Here is a 16,433-nt window from a genome sequence, read left to right as displayed (position 1 = left end):
CATCCGTTACGCCCGAAATCGCAGACGTTGCAGCCAGGACGAAGTGGCGCCCAAGGCGTCACGCAATTGTTGGGCAGTGATGCTGCGTTCTGCCGGGTCGAAGCTCAGCGCGGTTCGCAGCGCTGGCCAGCCGTGCTGGGGTAGATTCGCTGGGGCGCGCAGCTCCCGCTCCAGGTGCTCGTCGCGGGCCTGGGTCGAGGGCAAGCGGCGGAACGGGTGTTTGCCGCCCGCCAGTTCGTAGATCACGCAGGCCACGCCGTACACGTCCGCGCTGGCCGACAACGGTTGGCCCTCAAGCAGTTCGGGGGCGGCGTAGCCCGGGGTCCAGGCGTTGAAGCGCTCGCGGCTCAGGTGCGGCAGGCCGGGCAGCACGCCCTCCTCTGCCTGGCCGAGGCCGAAGTCAAACAGGCGCAAGCCGTCTTCGCTGAGCATGACGTTGCTCGGTTTCATGTCACCGTGCAGCACGCCGCGACCGTGGGCGTAGGCCAGCGTGTCGAGCAGCGGCAGGACGATGTCGCGCAGTTCTTGCCACGGCAGGCCGAGGGGCCGCTCGCAGAGCAATTTGTCCAGGGTCAGGCCACGCATGTATTCCATGGTGATAAAGGCCCGCTGGCAGTCGGTGTCGACTTCAAAGGTGTGCGCACGCACGACGTTGTCGTGGCGCAGGCGTCGGGTCAGGGCGAACTCGCTGTAGAGCAAGGCACTGGCGTCCGGCGATTCGGCAAATTCTTCGCTGAGGATTTTCAGCGCAATGTAAGGATCGGGATCACCGAACTGTTCGTGCAGCAGATCCCGCGCCCGGTAAACGGCGCCCATGCCGCCAGCCCCGAGCAGACGCTCGAGGTGGTAGCGACCGGCGAGTACATCCGGCAGTGCACCGATGCTGGCCTTGGTCGGCGCCAGCAAAGGCTCTGCCTTGTTTTCCTTGGCGAAGGCGAAGTAGGTCAGGTTGTTGGCCTGCTCTTCGCTCATCAGCACATCATCGATTGGTGATTCGATATTGGTCATTGGCGGATCACCACGGCTGTCAGGTTGTCGCGCGCGGCACCACGCAGGGCGCCGTCGAACAAACGTTCCAGCGCCACGTGCGGCGCGCTGAGGCTGAGGGCGTTGCCGAGGGCATCGCTGCTCAGGCCCTGATACAAACCATCGCTGCAGAGCAAAAACGCATCGCCCGGATAGACCTCGAGTTCGAGGACGTCCAGGGTCAGTGTTTCGGCCGCACCAACAGCTCGGGTCAACGCCTGAGCCGCCGGGTGCGCTGCCGCTTGCTCGACGCTCATTTGCTGTTCGTCGATCAATTGCTGTTGCAGCGAATGGTCCTTGGACAGCTGATACAGCCGCTGCCCACGCCACATGTAACAACGGCTATCACCGGCCCAGATGCAGGCCGCGCGATTGCCTTCCACCAACAGCGCCACGACGGTGCTGCCCATGATGCTGTCGTGGCGCCCGGCGGTGACCGTCAACTCTTGCCCCAAACGTCGGTTCAACCAGTGCAGGCACTGGCGAATGGCTTTGAGGCGGTCGTCGAAGTCCTCGTGTTGCGGCAGTTCAGCCAGGCTGGCGACGATCAACTGGCTGGCGATGTCGCCACCCTGATGACCGCCCATGCCGTCCGCGACCACCCACAGCCCCTGCTGCGGCGAGTCGAGGAAGGCATCTTCGTTGCGCGCCCGCACCTTGCCCGGGTCGGTACGCGCCGCGCTGCGCCAGGCACTGGCCACCAGCATCAGAGCTGCACCGGCATACGGAAGGTGCGCAGCACGCCCATGTCGAACGGGTTCGGCGTGCGTTGGCTGGTCAGCAGGTAGTTGGCGCGCAGGCCACCTACATCTGCTTTCAGCACCAGCACGTCGCGACCGCTCAGGTACTCGGTCTGCATCAGGTCGAACAGACGGAACAGCGACCATGGGCCGGAGTTCTTCTCGATGCCGATCGGGCGACCGGCCATTTTGTCCATGACCAGACTGGTGCGACCGTCTTCAGCATCGGTCGGCCATTTGAACGACATTGGCAGGATCGGACCGTGGCGGTATTCCATGGTCTTGTCGCCGAACTTGAACTCGGAACGGCTGACGGCCGGGTCGAGGGTGTACGGCTCCAGTTTGAACTGCACGGTTGGCTCGGCCGGGTTGATCGAGAAGAAGCTCTGGCGAATCGTCAGCGCCGCGGCCATCTGATCCAGATACATCTTCGACACCGGCAGGCTGTGACCGTCGACGCTGCGCATGCGGTAGTTGCCCGGATCGCCGCTGACGAACGGGCGCATGTAGCTGTCGAAGAAGCGGTCGACGGTGCCTTGCGCCCGGAAGAACTCGCGGAAGTCGCTGATCGCTACGTCGCTGGTGCTGCTGGCGCTGAACGGATAACGCTTGCTGATGGTTTTGCCATACACGCTGTACAGCTCGTTCTGATAACGACCGTTCAGGTATTGGTAAGCATCGTTAAGCACCAGACGCCACGAGTCTTCGGCCAGCACGTTGAACCACACGCTGAGCGGACGCGGCAGACGACCGGACGCATTGCGCAGGTTGGTCAGCGCATCACGCTGGCCGCTCATGCGGGTTTTCGCCATTTCGAACGCGGCTTGTTCCGGCGTGCTGGAACGGGCCAGACCGGCCAGTTGCAGTTGCAGGTCGTTGAGCGCGCTCAGCGCTGGCGTCAGGTCCGCCGCCGGGCCGTTGTTGTCATCGAGCAAACGATGCAGCGGTTCGAAGCGGCGTTGCAGCGACTTCTTCGCGGTGTCCGGCAGGGTCTTCGCCACGTTCAGGGCCGAAGCCTTGTCCGCTGCGGCGGCGGCAAGTTTGCCAACCTTACCCAGTTTGCCTTTCTGCCCGGCCAGCGCATCAGCAGCGTCACCAGCTTCTTCGACTGGATCTGCTGCCGCCTGGAAGCGAGTGTTCTCGCGCACTTCGGTGAGCAATGCCAGCACCGGCGAGTTGGCCGAGGTCAGGCCCGCCAGTTGTTCGGCGCCTTCACCGGCGTCGCTGATCGGCGGCAGGGCAACCTGGCCAACCGCTTCGCTCCAGTAGTTGGCGTAGTCGCGGAAGTACAGTTGCTCCAGCTCGACCATCAGGCGACGCAAGTCCATGTCGCTGATGCCCGCACCTTCGCCGAGTACCCAGTTGTCACGCAGGATGTCGGTGACCAGCGCGGCGCCCTGTACCGAGAAATACTGCTGATAACCGGTTTGCGTGTAAAAACCCGGGATCACGTATTCGGTGCCGATAAACAGCGAGCCTTGCGGGCCGAGGTGCTGGCTGAAGCGGTAGTCCGGCAGGTTGCGCGCCTGCTCGCGGAGCATGCGGTACACCACGTTGGCCAACGATTCGCTGCGCAGGACCTGACGCGCCTGCGTCACCAGTTGATCGTTCAGCGGATAAATGAACGGCTGCTTGAGCAAACGCTCGAGGTGGGTGTTCAGACCATTCTGCACCGCGGTGTTGCCGGTGTAGCGCGTCGACCAGTCAGTGGCGACCCAGTCCTTGAGCCACGCCGCATCGCGACGGTCCTTCATGTTCAGCATCAGGTACGCGCGCAGGCTGTTGAGCAGGCGGTCGCGATCCTTCATGTTGGCGCGGATCTGCCCTTCCAGCATGGTCGCCACCCGTGGCAGCAACTGCGCTTCAAGCTCACGCTCGTAGGCGGTCTTCACCACTGGGTTGATCTCTTCGCCCTGATACAGGCCGCCACGTTCGTGGTACGACACGTCGCCCTTGTTCGGGAACACCTGGGTCGCGGCGTAGCTGGTGTCGAGCACTTTCAGCACACCCATGGCGTCATCGCGCGGCGACACGGCCGAGCGTTGCTGGGTCCAGTTCTGTGCCAGTGTGCGCAGGTTTTCCAGACGCTCGTAGTTGGCCGAGAAACCGCCGGCCCAGAGCATGCCGAACAGTGCCAGTGCCGCCAGTGCACCCACATACAGCGCACGTTGGCCCCAGTGGATGCGGCTGCGTTCGCGCTTGTCCAGACCGGCCAGATCGGCCTCGGGGAAAATCACCTGGCTGAGTAAGTGATGAATGAACCGCGAACGACCGCTGCGCAAGGTCGGCAGCACGCCGGCGCTCATGCCGAGGCTGGCGCCGATGCCGGCGGTGGTCGCGTCCATTTCCTGGGTCAGGTGCGGCGCGCTGGTCAGGTAGAAACCGCGCAATTGCGTGGCACGCTGATAACGGTTGCCAGTGAACGCCATGTCGACGAACAGGCACAGGCGCTCGCCGATCAACCCCAGTTGATGCGGGAAGTCGAGGATGCGGCCACGGCGCTGAGTGTCGCGCTCGGAGTGCATGCGCATGATCACTTGGCTGTTGAGGCGCCGCAGCAGTTCTTCGAACTCGTTGCGCAGCACAGCGACGTCGGTGCCGACCTGATCCTTGCGGAAACTGGTGCCGAGCACTTGATCGCTTTCTTCGCGGGTCAGTTGATCGAAGAACTCGTCGAAGCCGAGCAGTTTGTCAGCCTTGCTCAGAACCAGATACACCGGCACGTCGACGTGCAGTTTCTGATGCACATCCTGCAAACGACCACGCACTTGGCGCGCCAAGGTATCGATGTCCTGCTCACTGCCGCCGAGCAGGGTTTCCACCGGAATGGTCACCAGCACACCGTTCAACGGACGCCCGCGACGACGCTTGCGCAGCAGCTCCAGCAAAGTGGTCCAGGCGCTGCCGTCAACTTCCGCGTCAGGCTGGGTCAGATAGCGCCCGGCGGTGTCGATCAGCACACCGTGGTCGGCGAAGTACCAGTCGCAGTGACGGGTGCCGAGGGTGTCGCGGGTCAGTTTGCGGTCGATCTTGTTGATCGGGAATTCCAGACCGGAGAAGTCCAGCAGGCTGGTTTTGCCCGAGGCCTGCGGACCGATCAGCAGGTACCACGGCAAGTCGCTGCGCCAGCGCTCGCTGCGGCCGCGATACAGGCTCGACGTCTTCAGGGTTTTCAGCGCGTCTTTGAAGCGCGCCTTCAACTCCTTCTGTTCTTCGTCGATCAGCTCTTCGCGGCGAATGCGGTCCTGACCGTCCTCGCTTTCTTCCTCGGCTTTCTTGCGGATACCCGCGCGCCAGCTGACGAAGACCATGGTCAGGCCCCAGATCAGGAACAGCACGGCGATGGTCAGCAAGCGCGAGGTCGGACTCTCCCAGAACTTGTAATCATCGACCGCCAACAACGGGCCGACGAACCACACCAGCAGCGCCACGAACAGCACCAGCAGCAAGGTCCAGACCCAGGTCTGGCGCAGGAAGGCGCCGACTTTCTTGAAAAACTTTTTCATCACACGTCCCTGTTTACGGCTGCGACTGCGGTTGCACCGCGGCCGGATCAAGCGGCTGATAAGGTTGCAGAACGGTGTCGCGCTGCTCGCCCAAGACCCAGGCGAAGCCCGAATACATCACCACCAGGCAGACCAGAGTAAAGAGCACCACCATCCACGCCGGCACGATGCGCACCAGGTTGCGGCGCTGATCGTTGAGACCTTCCCAGTGCGGCGACAACTCGCGCGGCACGTCGCCACGCAACTGACGGATCTGCCGGTACAAGGCGTCGCGGATGCCTTCGAGTTCGAGCATGCCGCGTGCTTGTACGCGGTACTTGCCCTCAAAACCGAGGGACAGGCACAGGTACATCAGCTCAAGCATCGGCAGGTGCTTGACCGGGTTCTTCGACAGCCGATCGAGCAACTGGAAGAACTTCTCGCCACCGAAGGTTTCGTTGTGGAAGCTGCTCAGCAGGCTCATCTGCGACCATTCGCTTTCGTTGCCCCACGGTGTGGTCACGACGGCTTCGTCGACCACGGTGCAGAGCACGTAACGCGCGGCCATCACCTGGCTGCTTTCGGCGCCGTTGTGCAGGGCGCGTACTTCAAACAACTTGAGCCCGGCAGTCAGGCGCTCGTTGAGTGCGTACAAGTCTTCGCGGGTTTCGCTGTGCTTGAGGCGCACCACTTCCGAAAGCAGCTCGGACGAGGCAGCGACCAGCGAATTGAGGCTGATGTTGAACGCTTCTGCCGGGCGCAGGCGCGCGGCGTAGATCATGCGTTCTTCCAGTTGCTCGAAACGCGGCGGCGCGGCGAAGTCGGTCAGCGGACTCGATGCCGGTCCGTGGCCCTGACGATCGAGCAGGACGGTTTTATCGTCCTGGTTGTAATCCGTTTCCTTGATCATGTCGGTCAGTTCCTGATGGCCCAGAATTTCAGTTCAAGCTCGGCAAATTCGCCGGACACGTGGAACGCGAAACCGCCGGAGCGCTCGAGTTGTGCCAGGTCTTCGGAACTGAGTTCGAGGATGAAATAGGTTTTGTTCGAGTGGAACGCGATCTGCCGCGGGGCCACCGGCAACGGTTTGACCTTGATCCCCGGCAAGTGCAGGTTGACCAGTTGGCGGATGCGCTCCACCGGGCCGACCTTGAGGTGCGCCGGCAAGCGATGGCGCAGTTCTTCGGAGTCGCAGTTGGCACTGGCCGCCAGCACGAACGACGCCGAGCCGAGCAGTTTGTGGTCGTGCAACGGCGAGACGATGATGCCGTACTGCCGCGCTTGCAGAATCAGTTCGATGGCGTGCTGTTCGAGCACCATCGACAGCACCTGACGAATCGCTTCCATCAGTTTGCGGAAGCTGCCGCCCTGATCGGCGTGAGAGTAGCGGCTGTCCAGACGCGGACGTTTGCTCTCGCCGGAGAAGGTCGCCAGATCGCCGAGCATGGTCAGCAGCGTGCGGTACAACTCTTCCGGGTGCACCTGCTCAAGGCCGAGGTAGTGGCGCAGCAGCAGTTCGGTACGGTTGATCAGTTGCAGCATCATGAAGTCGCCGACTTCGGCACCGCCGACCTTGCCGTTGGAGCGAATCCGCTCGGCAATCGTGTCACCACGGTGACTGAGCATGCTGATGACTTCTTTCAGGCACGACAGCAGATAGCTGGAGGCGTGGGCCTGAATGTAGGTCGGCACGAAGTCCGGATCGAGGCTGATCACGCCGTCGGGCGTGGTGTCGAGCACGTCGCAGATTTTCAGCTTCACGTAGGCCTGATCGCTCTGCTGCTCGCCGAGCAACAGTTTGAAGTCCGGACGACCGCAGCTGACTTGGCTGGCGGAATCGTCGCCGGCGTTGGAGTCGGCCACTTCGGCGTCGTACGCGGTGTAACGTGCGAGCACGTCGGACTGCTCCGGACGGCGCGACTCGATGTGGTTACCGGTGACCAGCGGGAGCGCCAGGTAGATCGGCGTGTTGCCGGTGTTCGGCGGTACGTCCAGCGCCAGCGGCTCGGTGTTGCCACCGAGTTCGAACAGGCTGCCGTCCGGCAGAATCCCCGAGGCTTCACTGATTACCAGTTTGCCCATGTTGAGGAACTGCAGATCGATCTCCAGATTGAGGAAACCCCAGGTGTAGCCACCGAGCAATTGCGTGCGGGTTTTCATCTGGTGATCGTAATAGCGATCGTTGTGCTGGAAGTGCTGCGGCCGCAGCAGCATGCCTTCCTGCCAAATGACTTTATGGGTATTCATGATCAGTCATCCGCCTTGGCGAGCACTTGATTGGTGTTGCGGATGCCGGTCTGGTCCAGAGTCAGATCGACTTCGGTGACTTCCAGCGGAGTGATCTGAACGGTGTGGCGCCATTGGGTGTCCGGCAAGTCGCGGTAAGCGGCGAGAACGCCGACATAAAGGCTGCCCTCTTCCACCTTGAGCTTCATCTCCACGGTTTCACCCGGGCGCAGCTCGAGTTCTTCACTGGCCACCAGATCCGGGTTGAGGGATTCCTTGGCGCGTTCGTAAAGGCTGAAAAAATCAGCGTTCTCGAAAGTCACCGGGTGCTTGAGTTCGAACAGACGCACGACAATCGGCGACGGCCGACCGTTGAGGTCCGGGTTGAGCTGATCGCTGCCGGTCAGCTTCAGGTTGATCTTGGTCACTTTCGAGTACGGCGACAGCGACGAGCAACCGGCGAGCAGCACCAGCATGGTGAGCGCAGTCAGCGTCTTGAAAAAAGCGGTCGAGCGGCGAGACATGCGCATCATCCTTGGTGGTCGGTGTGTAGGGTGGAGATCAGGCGGATCTGTTCTTCGTAAGCCTGGGCAAAGTCGCGGGCCAGCAGACGCTCGCTCCAGTCATCGTCCTGTCGCAGCGCCTGGTGGTAACGGCCGAACGCTCTCCAGCGTCCGCCGGACGTCGCGATCAACGGCTTGTTGTCACGCTCGAAACGCAGGGTCAGTTGCTCCGGCGAGAAGTGCTCCAGCGTGCCGCGCACGGCGGCGCGGCTGGCGGTCAGCAACGCCACCTGATGCGCCTGCAAATCGCGGAACGCGCGGGAGATGGCTTGCTCGGCCGGCAGATGGCCGGGCTTGCTTGGCTGCAACAGAATCTGCAGCGCTTCGCTCGGATCGACGGCGAATTTCAGCGGATTCTTGTTGGTGCCTTGCACGGTGGTCTGGGCCAGACGCAGTTCGTTTTTCAGCTCCGAGCGGGTGCGCAGGCTCTGCTGCAAACCGCCGATGCTCTGGCGCAGCAAGCGCGCCGCGTTCAGCGCCAGGGCTTCGCGCTCGTCGTGGCTGAGGCCTTTGACATCGACACCCAGTGCCGCACCGAAATGCTCCCAGAAACCTTCGCTCTGACGCTCAACGGCTTTCGGCGCCGGAGCGGGCTCAGGCTCGACCGGGGCGGCGATCAGCTCCGGCACCATCAGGCTTTCCATGTCGATGCGCGCGTAGTCGGCACGCTGACGGGAGTCTTCAGGCTTGGTGTTCGGCGCCAGCAGTTCGTCGATTTCCGAGTACACACGCTCTTGCTGCTCGAGCGCATTGAGCGGGTCGAGATCGAGGAACGCGTCGTCAGGAATGATGCTGCCGGCGGCACGCGGGCGGCCGACTTCACCGTCAAACGTCGCCGGGTCGCGCACCAGCCGCGCGCGAATTTCGAAGTCACCCAGCACATAGGTGCTGCCGTGCTCGATACGCACCGGTTCGCCCTTGTGCAGACGCGCGCCGCTCCCGCCGTCCTGGACACCGTTGCTGCTGGTGTCGGTGAGGAAGAACGTGCCTTCGCGGTAGCTGACAATCGCGTGGTGATTGGACAGGTGACGCTTGCGGTCAGGGATGATCCAGTCGCAGTCCTCGCCCCGCCCGATCACGCCGCCGGCCTGTTTAAAGGTCTTCTGGCACAACTCGGTGGGCACGAACTGCTTGGTGTTCAGCATTTCGAAAACCAATTCCATGTTTGATGCTCCTTGCGGTCACTTGCCGCGATTGACCGCTTGCGGATCACCCAACGGGCGATAGTCGTTGTCGTTGAATTTGTAATTTCCGCTACAGCCGCCCAGGCCGCATAGAACGACGAGGGTCAGCAGGACAGCGTGCCAGTGACGAACAGACATCAGAGGGTCTCCAGGTGTAGACAAAGCACAAAGCGCCGACCCTTGCGGGCGGCGCTGAAATGAGGTTTTGCGGGGAATTCGAGGATGTTTTGCCTACCCATCGAAATCTCCCAGATTGATGTTCAGACGGCCGAGCCGATACAGCAGCGTGCGCCGTGGCAGGCCCAGTTCGCGGGCGGCAAGGGTCTGGTTGCCGTCGTTTTTGCGCAGGCAGTCGAGCAATAGCGTGCGTTCGACCTGTTCCAGACGTTCGCGCAAATTCAAGTGGCTGTTGTCTTCCGGCATCGGCTCCATGCGCAGGGAGAAATGCTCGGCGAGCAACTCGCCGCCTTCGCACAGCAACACCGCACGTTCGACCAGAGCCTTGAGTTCACGCACGTTGCCGGGGAAGTTGTAGCCGGACAGGTGTTCCAGCGCCGCGCTCGACCAGCGCACTGGATCGCGCTGCAAATACGTGCAGGTCTTCTCGGCGAAGTGTTCGGCCAGTTCAAGGATGTCGCCTTCGCGCTGGCGCAGCGCCGGCAGTTCGATCGGGAATTGCGCGAGGCGGTAATACAAGTCCTCGCGGAATTTGCCTTCGCTGACCAGCGTCGACAGATCGCGATGCGTCGCGGCGATGATGCGCACGTCGATCTTGTGGGTGTCGTTGGAACCCAGCGGACGAATCTCGCCTTCCTGCAACACGCGCAAGATCTTCGCCTGCAACGACAGCGGCATGTCGCCGATCTCGTCGAGCAGCAGCGTGCCGCCATTGGCCGCATCGAACAGACCGGCGCGGTCGCGATCAGCGCCGGTGAACGCGCCTTTGCGATAGCCGAACAACTCGCTTTCCAGCAGGTTTTCCGGGACCGCCGCGCAGTTCTGCACGATGAACGCCTGGGAGCGCCGCGGGCCGCAATCGTGAATCGCTCGCGCAACGACTTCCTTGCCGGTGCCGGTTTCGCCGCGCAACAACACGGTGTACGGGCTGTGCAGGACTTTGCTGATCAGCGAATGGGTCTGGCGCATCGCCGCGCTTTTGCCGATCAAGCCATAGCCACTGATGCTCGGTACGCTGCGCGCCACTGTTGCCGATTCTGCCAGCGGCTGACGCAGGCGTTGCAGCAGATGCAATTGGCCAAGCACGAACGAGCCGAGTTGGCCGAGGGAATCGGCGAAACCTTGCAGGTTGGTACGACGACGGCTGGCGCACAGCAGCAAACCTTCAACAGCTTTGTGCTGATTGACCAGTGGCACGCACAACAGCGACTGCCACGGCGAGGCCGCCGCCGGCAGGAAACTGGTTTCGTGCAGGCTGCCGCTCAAGTCGTCGAGGCACACCACGCGGTTCTGGCACAGGGCGAATTGCAGCAGTTGCTCACCGTTGTAATCCGCCGGCAGGCTCGCCGCTTCACGCGGTTGCAGCGCACCGTCGAGGCATTCGGCGTTCATCCCCAGGCACGTGTGGGTAGCGTCGAGCAGATACAGCTGCGTCAATTCGCAACCGCTCAGCTCGGCCAGACCGCGCACGAAGTCACCCAGCAACGCAGCACCGTCCGCCGCCCGCGACAGACTGGCGAACTGCGCCAGCAACGCTTCGGCATAGACCAGCGGCTGCGGCACCTGAGTGAACATCACACCCACCTCAGGCGAACTCGCAGGTCACGCTGGCTTCGCCGTCGAGCGTGGCATGCACACGCTTGAGGCTTTCGCCGGTGGCCATGGCGTCGAGCAAACGATCCGCCACCAGCGGCAGCACGTGTTGGTCGAGCAGATGGTCGATCAGGCGCGCGCCGCTTTCGCTCTGCGTGCAACGCTCGGACAGGTGATCGACGAGGTTCTGGCACCAGCTGAAATCCAGCTGACGACGGTTCAGGCGCTCGCCGAGACGACCGAGTTTGATCTCGATCAGCTCGCGCAGCACCGGGCCGCCGACCGGGTAGTACGGCACCACTTTCATCCGTGCCAGCAGCGCCGGTTTGAAGTGCTTGCTGAGTACCGGGCGAATGGTTTCTTCGAGGACTTCAGCGGTCGGGCGTGCGCCGTTTTCGCAGAGGTCGCTGATCTTGTCGCTGCCGAGGTTCGAGGTCATCAGGATCAGCGTATTGCGGAAGTCGATCTCGCGACCTTCGCCGTCGTTAGCCACGCCTTTGTCGAAGATTTGGTAGAACAGGTTGAGCACGTCCGGGTCAGCCTTCTCGACTTCATCGAGCAGGACCACCGAGTACGGCTTCTGCCGCACCGCTTCGGTGAGCATGCCGCCCTCGCCGTAACCGACGTAGCCTGGCGGTGCACCGATCAGGCGGGAAACGGTGTGCTTCTCCTGGAATTCGGACATGTTGATGGTGGTGATGAAACGATCACCGCCGTACAGCAAGTCAGCCAGGGCCAGGGCGGTTTCGGTTTTACCGACGCCGCTCGGGCCAACCAGCAGGAACACACCGACCGGTGCGTCCGGTTTGTTCAGGCCGGCAGCGGTGGCGCGCATCGAGCGATCCAGTGCGTGCACGGCTTGTTCCTGACCACGGATGCGCGTGCGCAGGTCGGTGGCGAAACTGGCGACCTTGGCATTGTGCTCGCGGGCCAGTTGCGCCAATGGCACACCGGTCCAGGCGCTGATCACTTCGGCAACCAGACGCGGGCACACCTCGAAGCTGACCAGACGCTCTTTGACTTGGGCGGCGGTCAGGGCGCTGTGGGTTTCGTTGAGCTGGGCTTCCAGCGCTTCGACGCTCTGGCCTTCTTCGACCTCGGCAGCGACGGTTTCGATCACGGTGCCTTCGGCGTCTTCCGCAACGGTGACCACCGGCTCGACCGCAGCAGCTTCGCGAGCCTTGGCCAGTTGCTGACGCAGTTCCAGCAGGCGCTCGGCCAATTGCTTCTGTTCAGTCCACAAGGTTTCCAGCGCGACCATTTCGTCTTCGGCTTCGTCGAGACGCGCTTCCAGAGCATCCAGCGCTTCGTGGTCGATCAACAGACCGGCCTCGGCATCGCGGCGCAGGGCCTGACGCTGACGGCCGCCTTCAGCCAGTTCGCCACGCAGACGCTCAAGGCTTTCCGGCGCGGCGGCGAGGCTGATGCGCACGCGGGCGCACGCGGTGTCGAGGACGTCGACGGCTTTGTCCGGCAGTTGCCGACCGGCCAGATAACGTGCGGACAGTTCAGCGGCCGAGACCACCGCGTCATCACGCAGGTAAATGCCGTGGCTCTTCTCGTAAACCTGGGCCAGACCACGGAGGATGGTCACCGCTTCGCTGACGGTCGGTTCGTGCAGTTGCACCGGTTGGAAACGACGGGCCAGCGCCGGGTCTTTCTCGAAGTATTTCTTGTACTCGGCCCAGGTGGTCGCGGCGATGGTGCGCAGCTCGCCTCGGGCCAGCGCCGGTTTCAGCAGGTTGGCCGCGTCGGAACCGCCGGCATTGCCGCCCGCGCCGATCAGGGTGTGGGCTTCGTCGATGAACAGAATGATCGGTTTCGGCGAGGCTTTGACTTCATCGATCACGCCTTTGAGACGACGCTCGAACTCACCTTTGACGCTGGCGCCAGCCTGCAACAGGCCCATGTCCAGCGACAGCAGTTCAACGCCTTTGAGCACTTGCGGCACTTCACCGGCGGCGATGCGCGAAGCCAGGCCTTCGACGATGGCGGTCTTGCCGACACCGGCCTCACCGACCACGATCGGGTTGTTCTTGCGGCGACGGGCGAGGATGTCGACCATCTGCCGGATCGCGCCGTCACGGCACAGCACCGGGTCGAGTTTGCCGTCACGGGCCTGCTGGGTCAGGTTGTGGGTGAAACGCTGCAGCAGCGATTCGCCCTGTGCGGCCGGTTTGCCATTGGCCGCCGGTTGCTCCTGTTGCGAGAGGGCAAATTCCTTCAGGCGATCGATGTTCAGCTTGGCGAGCAGCGGCTGATAGCGGCTACCGGCGTAGCGCATCGGATTGCGCAGCAGCGCGAGGATCAGCGCCGCGTCTTCAACCTGGGTCTGACCGAGTTCGAGGTTGGCCACCAGCAGCGCGTCTTGCAGCCACTGCACCAGTTCCGGGGCGAACACCGGGTTACGCGAAGCGCTGTGTTCGACGCGCGATTGCAACGCGGCGCTGAGTTCACCGGCGTCGACGTCTGCATCCTGCAGTGCGCGCGACAGCAAGCCGTTCGGACGCTCCAGCAGCCCGAGCAGCAAGTCTTCGACGAGGATCTTGCTGCCGCCACGGGCCACGCAACGCTCGGCGGAACGTTCCAGATCACGACGGGTTTCGGCGTCCAGCGCCTGGATGAGTTGTTGCAGGTCTACGTTGATCATGGCTCACGTCCTTAATGAATTTTGCTGCCCAGGGTCACCACGCCGTCCGCTTTTTCGCGGCCCAGCCAACTGGTCCAACCGAGGCGACAGGCGTTCTGCTCACCGATGCGCAGTTCGCGGATTTCTTCCTGGCGCAGGACCAGGCGAATGTCGTAATCGAGCGGGTCACGCAGGGTGAACCGCACCAGCGCGCAGAGCGGCTGGTAACCGAAACCGATCGGCAGGAATTCATGGAATCGCTGCCAGTCGAGTTCGGTGATGTGAATGCGGAATTTGCCGCTGCGGTCGCGCACGTGTTCGCCGAGCACGAGGTCTTCACCGAGCAGGCTGTTGGCGCGGCCCAAACGATTGCGCTGCTCTTCGAGAATTTCTACGCGGCGCTCGATGCACTGCTCGATGACCAGGTCTTCGTGCTTGAAGTAGTAACGCAGCACGGCTTCGATCAGCGCCGCCGAGTGCGCCCGCAAGCTGAGCAAACCGAGGTACGGCAGCAGGCGTTTCCAGTTGAGCTCCTTGGCCTTGCGAATCTCGTCGCCGCCGAGGCCGATCAGGGCGAACAGCTGCGAGGAGAACGGATCGATCGCGCCGCTCTGGAAGCTTGCGCGGTAGCGATACTTGCGCCAGATCGGCAGCATCAGCCGTTGCAGGCGATGGTGAAACAGGTCGAGGAAGTTGCGTGTCGGGTTGCCGTCTTCGCTGTCGCCCAAGGCCTGTTCGCCGTAGAACGCCGGCAGCGGCGAGCCGGAACCGACCAGGCCGATCAGGTTGAAACGCATGCGCGCGCGCATCTGCCCGTGCTCTTCGAAAAACTCCACGCGATCGACGTCGCTGCGCGGAAAGCCCAGGCTCGGGTTGGCCTGAAACTCCACGTGGTCGTACAGATCGTCTTCGCTCAGGTGCGGGTGTGCCTCGCGCAGCCGGTCGATCACCAGCAGCACGGCCTGAAACAGCGAGTACTCGCGTATTACCTTGGTCAGCCCGCTTAAAGCAGGGGCTGCAGGCCCATACGTGGTGTCCATTGGTACACCTCTCCCTGTGTGCTTTTTACGCGCAGCTCATGGAATGAATTGAGACTGGCGTAAAGCGCGAAAAACTCGTTAAGAACCGAAGCGAAAACGAACAGGTCGCCTTCGCCGATATACCCTTCCGGATCGATGGTCAGTTCGGTGCGCAGACCGCGCACCGGCAAGCCACGGTGCAAGCGGTCGACGTGGTGATGCTTGATGTGCTTGAGGCCGCCGAGCAGGCGTTTGCTGACCTTCTCCGCGTGCTGGTCGTAGTAGCGCGGCAGGTCGTAGGTTTCGAGAATCACCTTCAACGCATTGACGTCGGCCAGCGACAGATAGTTAAGCGACATGTTGCTGATCAGCTTCCACAGGAAGTCACGGTTCAGCGGTGGCGCGAAGCTCGACGTCGCCGGGGTGATGTTGCGGAAACTCAAGAACTCCGGCGTCTCTTCGCAGGCCATGCAGATGTCGCCGAGCTTGAGCTTGCGCGGCAGGTTCTGGTTGGTGCACATCAGCTCGATCGACAGGGTTTCGTGGGCTTCGGTGTGACGAATGCCGAAGCTCAGGTAGGTGTCGAGGCCGTCGTGCAGCAAGGACGAACGCTGGCGGATGCTGTAATGCGGACGGCTGTTGGGCACGTCGAAACTCGGGTCGTGCTCGAAGGATTCGAACGGCACGTACTCCTGATAACCGAGGCCGCCGGGCTTCCAGCCGGTCACGGTTTCTACCGAGAACACACCGCAGTTTTCCAGATCGTATTCCGCCGGCAGCAACAGGTATTCGTCCTGCTTGCCGTCGAGGCGAATCGGCAGTGCGTCGTGGGCGAACAGGTTGGCAATCGGCGTGCAGAACAGCTTCACGTTATCCAGCGTCGGACGCATGCGCATGATGCCGCTCTTGCGAATATCGAAGCGCAATTCCAGACCGCGCATCTGCTTGAGGGTGTCTTCCGGCAGCGCGTTGAGGATGTCCAGACCGTTGACGTCGACGAACAGGAACTTGTCCTGGAAGGCGAAGTATTCCTGCAGGTAGCGATAGCCGCGGAAGGTGTTCAGCGGATACGGGATCAACGCTTCTTCTTCGGCAAAGCCCACCGGTTTGACCCGATCACCGGGAATCTTGAACGCCATCGGCTTGCCGCTGACGCCATCGATCGGCTTGCCGGCGCCGTCGAGAGGGATCAGTTCGATGCCTTCAAGGTTGCGTAGCAGGCTCAGGTAAAGCATCTGGCTGATGTAGCGCTCACCGGCAAAGTGCAGGCGCAGTTTGCTCAGTTCCAATTCACCGAGGTGGCCGTCGGCACTCATTTCCAGACGCAGACTGAGCAGCGAGCCGTCGCCCTTCACCGAGTAATTCAGCGCGGCCAGATCCAGCGGCAAGACCTCGGTCGGGTAGCAAGTACGGAAGCGGCAACGCACGTCTTCGATCGGCTTGCTTTCGATCGGCGTATCACGCTCGACGCGCAACGCCGGCCCGGATCGCTTGAGCGGATCGAACTGCAAAATGCTGAACGCCGGCAGCGGACGCATGTAGTTCGGCCACAGCAATTGCATCAACGAATGGCTGAGCTCCGGCAGCTCGTCATCGAGCTTCTGGCGCAGACGCCCAGTCAGAAACGCAAAGCCTTCGAGCAACCGCTCCACATCCGGATCCCGCCCGGCCTGCCCCAGATACGGTGCCAGCGCCGGACTACGCTCGGCGAAACGGCGACCGAGTTGGCGCAGTGCGGTGAGTTCGCTTTGGTAGTAGTGGTTAAACGACACGGGTTACCTGCCTGGTAGT

The 16,433-nt window shown here is 62.4% G+C and carries 12 protein-coding genes; all 12 read right to left on the bottom strand.

The annotated features are described in order from the left end of the window. Positions 1-6 precede the first annotated feature (6 nt). The 12 genes from ACM6IV_RS13830 to tssF all read right to left on the bottom strand — a co-directional run bounded on the left by ACM6IV_RS13830 (position 7) and on the right by tssF (position 16,414). Complete coding sequence (locus ACM6IV_RS13830) at positions 7-1,008, bottom strand: serine/threonine-protein kinase (RefSeq protein ID WP_414870414.1); 1,002 nt, start codon at positions 1,006-1,008, stop codon at positions 7-9. Next, a complete protein-coding gene (locus ACM6IV_RS13825) occupies positions 1,005-1,733 on the bottom strand; it encodes a PP2C family protein-serine/threonine phosphatase (protein WP_414870413.1) in 729 nt (242 codons plus the stop codon). The genes ACM6IV_RS13830 and ACM6IV_RS13825 overlap by 4 nt, the downstream gene beginning before the upstream one ends. Beyond that, entirely contained in the window at positions 1,733-5,272 is a 3,540-nt protein-coding gene (tssM, locus tag ACM6IV_RS13820; RefSeq protein ID WP_414870412.1) for a type VI secretion system membrane subunit TssM, read from the bottom strand. Before tssM ends, ACM6IV_RS13825 begins: the two co-directional genes overlap by 1 nt. 13 nt (positions 5,273-5,285) lie before the next feature. Next, a complete protein-coding gene (gene icmH, locus ACM6IV_RS13815) occupies positions 5,286-6,161 on the bottom strand; it encodes a type IVB secretion system protein IcmH/DotU (RefSeq protein WP_007920301.1) in 876 nt (291 codons plus the stop codon). A 5-nt stretch (positions 6,162-6,166) separates the two neighbouring features. Beyond that, positions 6,167-7,498: a type VI secretion system baseplate subunit TssK gene (gene tssK / locus ACM6IV_RS13810; protein ID WP_064389585.1), complete on the bottom strand. Its 1,332-nt coding sequence runs from the start codon at positions 7,496-7,498 to the stop codon at positions 6,167-6,169. Between the two features lie 2 nt (positions 7,499-7,500). Then, positions 7,501-8,001, bottom strand: coding sequence for a type VI secretion system lipoprotein TssJ (gene tssJ, locus ACM6IV_RS13805; RefSeq protein WP_186613293.1), 501 nt, complete (start codon positions 7,999-8,001; stop codon positions 7,501-7,503). Between the two features lie 5 nt (positions 8,002-8,006). After that, positions 8,007-9,203 (bottom strand): type VI secretion system-associated FHA domain protein TagH, encoded by a 1,197-nt coding sequence (tagH, locus tag ACM6IV_RS13800; protein WP_414870411.1) that lies wholly within the window; start codon positions 9,201-9,203, stop codon positions 8,007-8,009. Positions 9,204-9,221: 18 nt separating this feature from the next. Next, positions 9,222-9,362, bottom strand: a complete 141-nt coding sequence (locus tag ACM6IV_RS13795; protein WP_003229566.1) for a hypothetical protein — start codon at positions 9,360-9,362, stop codon at positions 9,222-9,224. 93 nt (positions 9,363-9,455) lie between these two features. Then, positions 9,456-10,976 (bottom strand): sigma-54 interaction domain-containing protein, encoded by a 1,521-nt coding sequence (locus ACM6IV_RS13790; protein WP_414870410.1) that lies wholly within the window; start codon positions 10,974-10,976, stop codon positions 9,456-9,458. A 10-nt stretch (positions 10,977-10,986) separates the two neighbouring features. Then, on the bottom strand, positions 10,987-13,644 hold the full coding sequence (gene tssH, locus ACM6IV_RS13785) for a type VI secretion system ATPase TssH (RefSeq protein ID WP_414870409.1): 2,658 nt from the start codon (positions 13,642-13,644) through the stop codon (positions 10,987-10,989). An 11-nt stretch (positions 13,645-13,655) separates the two neighbouring features. Next, the gene (gene tssG, locus ACM6IV_RS13780; RefSeq protein WP_007920288.1) at positions 13,656-14,663 is read right to left on the bottom strand and encodes a type VI secretion system baseplate subunit TssG; all 1,008 of its coding nucleotides are present in this window, start codon (positions 14,661-14,663) and stop codon (positions 13,656-13,658) included. Further along, positions 14,627-16,414, bottom strand: coding sequence for a type VI secretion system baseplate subunit TssF (tssF, locus tag ACM6IV_RS13775; protein WP_122594482.1), 1,788 nt, complete (start codon positions 16,412-16,414; stop codon positions 14,627-14,629). Before tssF ends, tssG begins: the two co-directional genes overlap by 37 nt. Positions 16,415-16,433 lie beyond the last annotated feature (19 nt).

This window comes from Pseudomonas sp. IT-347P, assembly GCF_949768005.1.
Taxonomy (GTDB): Bacteria; Pseudomonadota; Gammaproteobacteria; order Pseudomonadales; family Pseudomonadaceae; genus Aquipseudomonas.
This window is presented reverse-complemented; position numbering and strand designations above follow the sequence as displayed.